The organism is Staphylococcus intermedius NCTC 11048, assembly GCF_002902385.1.
Taxonomy (GTDB): Bacteria; Bacillota; Bacilli; order Staphylococcales; family Staphylococcaceae; genus Staphylococcus; species Staphylococcus intermedius.
Genome location: NZ_PPQH01000051.1, coordinates 22,134 through 30,740 on the forward strand (window position 1 = coordinate 22,134; position 8,607 = coordinate 30,740).

The 8,607-nt window shown below is 39.6% G+C and carries 6 protein-coding genes; 1 reads left to right on the forward strand and 5 read right to left on the reverse strand.

Annotated features, from left to right (window positions below; genetic code table 11):
• The first annotated feature begins 68 nt into the window (after window positions 1–68).
• Window positions 69–884 (forward strand): NAD(P)H-hydrate dehydratase, encoded by an 816-nt coding sequence (locus CD138_RS10980; protein WP_019169396.1) that lies wholly within the window; start codon window positions 69–71, stop codon window positions 882–884.
• A 597-nt stretch (window positions 885–1,481) separates the two neighbouring features.
• Here the strand turns inward: CD138_RS10980 and gyrA are convergent.
• The 5 genes from gyrA to CD138_RS11005 all read right to left on the reverse strand — a co-directional run bounded on the left by gyrA (window position 1,482) and on the right by CD138_RS11005 (window position 8,271).
• Window positions 1,482–4,130, reverse strand: coding sequence for a DNA gyrase subunit A (gene gyrA / locus CD138_RS10985; protein ID WP_019169019.1), 2,649 nt, complete (start codon window positions 4,128–4,130; stop codon window positions 1,482–1,484).
• A gap of 35 nt (window positions 4,131–4,165) precedes the next feature.
• Entirely contained in the window at window positions 4,166–6,097 is a 1,932-nt protein-coding gene (gene gyrB / locus CD138_RS10990) for a DNA topoisomerase (ATP-hydrolyzing) subunit B (RefSeq protein WP_373364648.1), read from the reverse strand.
• Between the two features lie 13 nt (window positions 6,098–6,110).
• The gene (gene recF / locus CD138_RS10995; RefSeq protein WP_019169017.1) at window positions 6,111–7,226 is read right to left on the reverse strand and encodes a DNA replication/repair protein RecF; all 1,116 of its coding nucleotides are present in this window, start codon (window positions 7,224–7,226) and stop codon (window positions 6,111–6,113) included.
• Window positions 7,223–7,462 carry an RNA-binding S4 domain-containing protein gene (locus CD138_RS11000; RefSeq protein ID WP_019169016.1) on the reverse strand — a complete coding sequence of 80 codons (240 nt, stop codon included), beginning with the start codon at window positions 7,460–7,462 and terminating at the stop codon, window positions 7,223–7,225. Before CD138_RS11000 ends, recF begins: the two co-directional genes overlap by 4 nt.
• Before the next feature lie 119 nt (window positions 7,463–7,581).
• Complete coding sequence (locus CD138_RS11005) at window positions 7,582–8,271, reverse strand: DsbA family protein (RefSeq protein ID WP_019169015.1); 690 nt, start codon at window positions 8,269–8,271, stop codon at window positions 7,582–7,584.
• Window positions 8,272–8,607: the final 336 nt, after the last annotated feature.

An 8,607-nucleotide genomic window follows, 5' to 3' on the forward strand; every position in this document is an offset into this window, starting at 1 on the left:
CAGGCCAACCAGGTATAATATATCTTGTTGTAATAAATAATGGAAATTCCAGATAGGAGGTCTCAAACGTGAAAACATTGTCAGCTGTTCACATACCTAAACGTAAGGATGACACACATAAAGGTGACTATGGGCGTATTCTGCTAATTGGTGGTAATGCCAATTTAGGTGGCGCAATCATGTTAGCAGCACGTGCTTGTGTATATAGCGGAAGTGGCTTAATTACTGTCGCAACGCACCCAACAAATCACGTCGCATTACATTCTCGTTGTCCTGAAGCAATGGTCATTGACATCAATGATACGAAAAAACTAACAAAAATGATTGAAGCTTCTGATTGTATTTTAATTGGACCAGGTTTAGGGTTAGATTTTAAAGGTAACAATGCAATGACATTTTTACTGCAAAATATTCAACCGCATCACACTTTAATTGTGGATGGGGATGCGATTTCAATCGTAAGCAAACTCAAACCTGAAATCCCAGCTTGCAATGTCATTTACACACCACATCAAAAAGAGTGGGAGCGTTTGAGTGGCATTCCGATTGAGGAACAAACGTATGAAACAAACCGTGCAGCAGTCGATCGCTTAGGTGGTACGGTCGTGCTCAAAAAACACGGTACAGAATTATATTTTAAAAATGATGCCTATAAGCTTGAAGTAGGTAGTCCAGCAATGGCAACAGGTGGCATGGGGGATACACTTGCCGGTATGATTACGAGCTTTGTCGGTCAATTTGACAACGTTGTCGATGCGATTACAAGTGCGACGTTTACGCACAGTTATATTGGCGATAAGTTATCAAAGGATATGTATGTCGTGCCACCATCTAAAATTATTGATGAAATTCCTTATGCGATGAAGCAATTAGAGGAAAAATAATTTTTTACTAATCGTAAGAAGAAAGACTTGGAAAACACAATGTTATCCGAGTCTTTTTTTAATTGAGTGATATATGTGCTATACAGCTGTGGCTCTGAAATATCATTAACAACCTATGCAGTAAACGTGTGAGACTAGGCGATTTGAAACAACATTGCCTAGGAACGCGAACCCTTAATTTGTCATCCATTCCGTTACAATGCACAAAGTCGGTACAAGTACTCCATCTTATACGTCAATACAAAGGGTGAGGGATGAAGATATCAGTTAAAAAATACCGAATATCTTGTATCATCAAGCCCTTTATATCCTAATGCTAAAATGGCAAGAACCAACTAACACATGTTTCATGAAATGAATGACAAATACGGGTGAGACTCCTGAGGCATATAGCCGAAGCTGAAAATCCATCAACGCTTCTATTACAACATGTAATGATTCAATCAAAGCGTTGATTAGTTGAAGCGAGGCGCCTAGGAACGCGAACCCTCAATTTGTCATCCATTCCGTTATAATATAAAGTCGGTTCAGCAATCTGACGATAAAAAGACGATGATCTCAAGAATTACACGAGACCATCGTCTTTTAAATTATATGTTATTCATCTTCATTTTCAATATCTTCATTCACGCGATCCATAAAGTCTTCTCTTAATGTTTCGCGTTCTGGTGATGCTTCAGGTTCTGGTGCTTCCGTATGAATTGTATCGCCAGGTGTCGCATCATCTACAACGACTTCTGTTGCATCGTCTGCCACATCACTTACCTCTGATACGCCTGTATCTTCATCTGATTCGAGGTCTTCTGGCTCTTTCTTCACTTTTGCCACTGTCGATACATATTGTTCATCATCTAATCGAATGAGACGAACCCCTTGTGCCATACGACCATTCACGGAAATATTAGAGACTTCCATACGAATGATCACACCTTGGTTTGTCACAACCATTAAATCTTCGTCACCTTCTACAGTTGTAATACACACGAGTCGACCATTACGTTCAGTCAATTTCGCTGTTTTTACACCCATACCGCCACGGTTAGACAGACGGTAGTCTTCTATCGATGTACGTTTACCGTAACCTTTTTCCGTCACGACTAAAATTTCATCTTTATTGTCATCATCAGCAACGTCTAAACCAATGACTTCATCACCATCTCTTAAACGGATCCCTTTCACACCTGCAGCAATACGGCTCATCGCACGTACGTCTGTTTCTTTAAAACGAATGAGTGAGGCTTGCGCTGTACCGATAAGAATATGTTTATCACCATCAGTTAGACGAACAGCAATGAGTTCATCATCATCACGGAATTTAATCGCGATTTTACCATTACGATTAATACGGTTGAAGTTGCTTAACGCTGAACGTTTGATTAAACCTTTTTTCGTTACGAACACGAGGAAGTCTTCTTCAGAGTCTAAGTCCTTAACCGCAATCATCGTGCTAATCACTTCATCTTGATCTAGCTCAATGGCGTTAACAATTGGAATCCCTTTAGACTGACGGGAGAGTTCCGGCACTTCATAACCTTTAAGTTTATAAACACGTCCTTTGTTAGTAAAGAACAGGACATGGTCGTGCGTACTTGTCGTCACTAACTGACTTACGAAATCATCTTCAAGCGTATTCATACCTTGTACGCCACGACCGCCACGATTTTGTGCACGATACGTTGAAGCAGGCAGACGCTTAATGTAATTGTTATGACTCAATGTGATGACGATTTGCTCTTCTGGGATTAAATCTTCATCTTCTAATTGATCAATTCCACCGAGTTGGATTTCAGTACGACGCTCATCGCCAAACTTCTCTTTAATCTCCGTCAATTCTTCACGGACAAGTTCTAATAGCTTTTCTTCATCTGCTAAAATCGCTTCTAATTCAGCAATATACGCAATTAAATCATTGTATTCTTGTTCAATTTTGTCACGTTCTAAGCCTGTCAGACGTCTTAAACGCATGTCTAAAATGGCTTGTGCTTGACGTTCTGAAAGGGCAAAGCGCGACTGTAAACTTTCCATCGCAACTTTATCTGTATCTGATTCACGAATGATTGTAATAATTTCATCAATGTGATCCAGTGCAATTCTTAAGCCTTCAAGAATGTGCGCGCGGTCTTTCGCTTTACGTAAATTGTATTCCGTACGACGGCGTACAACTTCTTTTTGATGCTCTAAGTAATGATAAAGTGCTTGCTTCAAATTAATCAATTGTGGACGGCCATTGACTAAGGCAATCATGTTCACACCAAATGATGTTTGAAGCGGTGTTTGTTTATATAAATTATTCAAAATCACGCTCGCATTCGCATCTTTACGCACATCAATCACGACACGCACACCTGTACGTAAACTCGTTTCATCACGTAAATCTGTAATGCCATCGATCTTTTTATCACGAACTAAATCCGCAATTTTTTCAATCATACGTGCTTTATTCACTTGGAATGGAATTTCTGTCACAACTATACGTTCACGACCGCCACCACGAGATTCAATTTCAGCTTTAGCTCTCATAATGACAGAACCACGACCTGTCTCGTATGCACGTCGAATCCCACTCTTACCAAGAATCAACCCGGCAGTCGGGAAGTCTGGGCCTTGAATGTCTTCCATCAATTCACTAATCGTAATATCCGGATTATGACTTAGGCTGAGTACGCCATCAATCACTTCTCGCATATTATGAGGCGGGATATTTGTCGCCATCCCAACCGCGATACCTGACGCACCATTGACGAGCAAGTTAGGGAAACGTGATGGCAAGACGCTTGGTTCACGTTCATTACCGTCATAGTTATCGATAAAATCAATCGTGTCTTTATTGATGTCGCGTAATAATTCGAGTGCAAGCTTCGTCATACGTGCTTCTGTATAACGCATTGCCGCGGCACCATCACCATCCATTGAACCGAAGTTACCTTGACCATCTACAAGTGGATAACGATAGCTGAAATCTTGTGCCATACGTACCATTGCTTCATAAATTGACGAGTCACCATGTGGATGGTATTTCCCCATGACATCCCCTACGATACGGGCAGATTTTTTATACGGCTTGTCAGGGGTCATCCCTTGTTCATTGAGGCCATACAAAATACGACGATGTACAGGTTTTAGACCATCTCTTACGTCTGGCAAAGCACGAGATACGATAACACTCATCGCGTAGTCTAAAAACGATTCGCGCATCTCTTTGCTGATATTACGTTCATTAATTCTTGATTCAGGTGTTTCAGCCATCAAGATATCCTCCTTCTCATTTTCCAATTCTCATTCTAGAAATCCAGGTTCGCGTATACGGCGTTATCTTCAATGAACTGACGACGATTTTCAACGACATCGCCCATTAACATTTCAAAAGTTTGGTCTGCTTCAATCGCATCATCCAAAGTCACTTGTAACATCGCACGATTTTCTGGGTTCATTGTTGTCTCCCATAACTGATCCGCATTCATCTCACCTAAACCTTTATAACGTGCAATAGACCATTTTGGCGTAGGATTCAGTTTTTCTTTCAGTTTATCAAGCTCACGATCATTAAACACATAATACTTTTGTTTACCTTGCGTCAGCTTGTACAACGGTGGCTGTGCAATATACACATAACCCGCTTCAATCAACGGACGCATAAAGCGATAGAAGAATGTGAGTAATAACGTACGAATATGTGCACCATCGACATCCGCATCGGTCATAATGACAATCTTATGGTAGCGTGCTTTCGAAATATCAAATTCGCCACCAATCCCAGTGCCAAAAGCGGTTACCATTTGACGAATTTCATTGTTGCTCAAAATTTTATCTAGACGTGCTTTTTCAACGTTTAAAATTTTACCACGCAACGGTAAAATCGCTTGTGTACGTGAGTCACGACCTGATTTTGTAGACCCCCCGGCAGAGTCACCCTCTACTAAGAAAATCTCACTTTCAGACGGATCTTTGCTCGAACAGTCCGCTAATTTACCTGGCAAGCTAGAAATATCCAAAGCAGATTTACGGCGCGTTACTTCACGTGCTTTTTTCGCAGCAATACGTGCACGTGATGCCATAATTCCTTTTTCTACAATGATGCGTGCCACTTGTGGATGCTCAAATAAAAAGCGTTCAAAAAGCTCTGAGAAGACGCGGTCAACAATTTGACGGACTTCCGAGTTACCTAATTTTGTTTTCGTTTGACCTTCGAATTGTGGATCACCATGTTTAATCGACACGACTGCTGTTAAGCCTTCGCGTGTATCTTCACCTGATAAACGATCCTTGTCTTCTTTAATCAACTTACTTTGCGCACCATAGTTGTTCAGTACTCTTGTGAGTGCACGCTTAAAGCCGTCTTCGTGTGTTCCACCTTCATACGTATGAATGTTGTTCGCATATGTCAATAAATTTGTAGCAAAGCCACTGTTGTATTGTAATGCGATTTCCACTTCAATATCATCACGTGTTTGGTGAACATAAATTGGCTCTTCATGTAAAGGCTCTTTATTTTCGTTTATAAGCTCCACATACGACTTAATTCCACCTTCATAGTGGTAACTATCCTCACGCACGTTTTCTTCGTCACGTTCGTCTGTGAGCGTAATACGGATACCTTTATTTAAAAACGCCAATTCACGAATACGTTTTTGTAATGTTTCATAGTTATAAACGGTTGTCTCTTGGAAAATCGTACCGTCCGCTTTGAAACGGATGACTGTTCCCGTTTGATCTGTATCTCCCACTTGTTTTAAGTCAAATGCAGGGACACCTTTATGATACGCTTGATGATGAATACGGCCGTCTCTGTGCACATAAACTTCTAATGTGTCACTTAAGGCGTTCACTACTGATGAGCCCACACCGTGTAAACCACCTGAAACTTTGTATCCACCGCCGCCGAACTTACCACCAGCGTGTAATACTGTCAAAATAACTTCGACTGCAGGACGTCCCATTTTTTCTTGAATATCGACAGGAATCCCACGACCGTTGTCCGTAACTTTAATCCAATTATCCTTCTCAATGACTACTTCTATGTTATCAGCATATCCTGCAAGTGCTTCGTCAATACTGTTATCGACAATTTCCCAAACGAGATGATGCAGACCGCGTTCTGAAGTTGAACCAATATACATACCTGGTCGCTTACGTACCGCTTCAAGACCTTCCAATACTTGAATCTGACTTGCGCCATAGTTTTCTGAGTTGTTCACATCAGCCAAAACTTCCACCTTCACTTTCTGCCTATTGCTTTATATTTCCTTGTGTAATCCGATATACCTTTGCATCCTTCATAATTTCATGATCAATACCATCTACTGACGTGGTCGTGACAAAAGTTTGTACTTTATGTTGAATGGTGCTCAAAAGATGTGTTTGACGTGCATCATCCAACTCACTTAAAACGTCATCAAGTAACAAAATGGGGTATTCCCCCACTTCCTGATTCATTAATTCTATTTCTGCTAATTTTATCGAAAGTGCTGTCGTGCGTTGTTGGCCTTGAGAGCCGTATGTTTGTGCATCCATGCCATTGACCTGAAACGCCAAATCGTCACGGTGTGGTCCATACAAACTCACACCTCGCTCAATTTCACGTTCCATATGGTGTTGCACATCTTCTAGCACTTGTTGAATTAAGACGTCCTCAGACTGCGAGACGTCTTTTATTTTAATGCTTGGTAAATATTGCAGTGTCAAAGTTTCTCGCTCATTCGTAATGCCAGAATGAATCGGCGCAGCAAGCAATTCTAACTCTTTAATGAATTGCTGCCTACGCTGAGTCACCTTAACCGCATATTCTACAAATTGATGATTCAATACTTCAAGCATCGTTGTATCTTGTGTTTTTTTGAGTTGTAGTTGCTTCAAATAATGATTGCGTTGTTTTAAAATGCGTTGATATTGAGATAAATCATTCAAATACAACCGCGAAATTTGACCGAGCTCCATATCAATAAAACGTCGTCTCACTTGTGGTGCTCCTTTGACGATACTTAAATCTTCCGGGGCAAAGAGGACGACATTCAAATGGCCAATATACTGGGTCAAACGACTCTGCTCTAAATGATTCACCTTAACTTTTTTACCTTTTTTCGTAATAAACATCGTGAGTGGCATCACACCATGACGAAAATTAAGTTCACCTTCTATTTTAGCATACTCAGCATTAAAGCGGATTAATTCCCTGTCATTCGTTGTCCGGTGACTTTTTGCAAGTGCCAAAGTATAAATCGATTCTAATAAATTCGTCTTACCTTGTGCATTTTCGCCAATCAGGATATTGACCTCTGGGTGACAATCCAGGCTTATCTCTTCATAATTGCGATAATTTTCTAGTTGGAGTGTTTTGAGTTTCATTGCTCACCGAATTTGATGATGTATGAACCAACTTCAGGAATGTCTAATTGATCGCCATCTTGCAATTTTTTGCCACGACGCGTTTCCAATTCACCATTTAAGAAGACCTCATATTCACTTAAGAACCATTTCGCTTGGCCCCCAGATTCAATAATGCCTTCATAGTTTAAAAATTGTCCTAAAGTTAGTGCGCCATCAACGATTATTTCCTCAGCCAAATTCATCACTCCATTCATATTTGCTCACTTATATATTATACCTTTTTATTGCGAAAATTTCATGCTCTAGAAAGGATTTTCACCTAAAAGTTTCATGTGGAACATCTCGATTCTGTTTCAAATCATCTGTTACGATTTTATTCTTCTAGTGCTTTGTCGACTTCTTTTTTAATCGCGTCAAAATCTGTCTCATCTTCAATCCGTTTACCGTTCACATATAATGCAGGTACGTAAGGCACTTCTTCTTTTTTCGCTAATGTATGATCTTCTTGTGCACGCTTAGCCATCTCACCATTTTTATCTCGATAAGCCGCTGTAATTTGTTTACGTTCTTGCTCGCTTAAACCTAATTTTTGTAATTGCTTTTGAATTAAATCGTCTGTTAACCAATGTTGACTACCGACATCATCTTTATTTTTAGGTTGCTGTTCAAACAGTGCATGATGAAACTGCCAATATTTCTCAGGCGCATATTGATTTACCGCAAGTGCTGCTTTAGCGCCAAGTTCAGACTCATCTCCATGAATTAATACGTTGACATATCGAAACTCCACTTTTTTATTATCGATGTATTCTTTTTCTAATTGTGGTTTAATTTTACGTTCAAAATCTCCACAATACGGGCATTTAAAGTCACCAAATTCTACGAGCAACACTTTAGCACCTTTTTTCCCTTGTGTAGGTTGTTTTTGAGTCTCTGCTGCTAATGTTTCTCCTGATTCGCTCGTTCCTTTTTTTGATGTTTTAAACGTAGCAAAACTTAAAGCAATGACTACAACGAGTGCGACAACAATGAATACAATCAACCATTTATTTTTCTTTAACATAGGTCCATTCTTCCATTCATTCGTTAAATTAATTATACTAAAGTTAAATCACTTTGAATAATTACACGTGCAAGTTCAGCAATTGACTTTAAAATTTTGTCATTATTTTGCAACACTTTAAAACGGTGACATTATTGAAAGACAAGTATCTTTGGCTTTTGAGTTTGTTTACGATGAAGTCTCACACATTTTGTGCAAACCCTTAGGCGTATTTTATTGGTTGAGCTAAATATAAAAAAAGAGGCTGGGACATTAAGTTCTTAGGCAATGTAAAAAAGCTGATTTCTATTAATTATTTGATGGAAATCAGCTTTTTTGATATTTATTTTATAATGT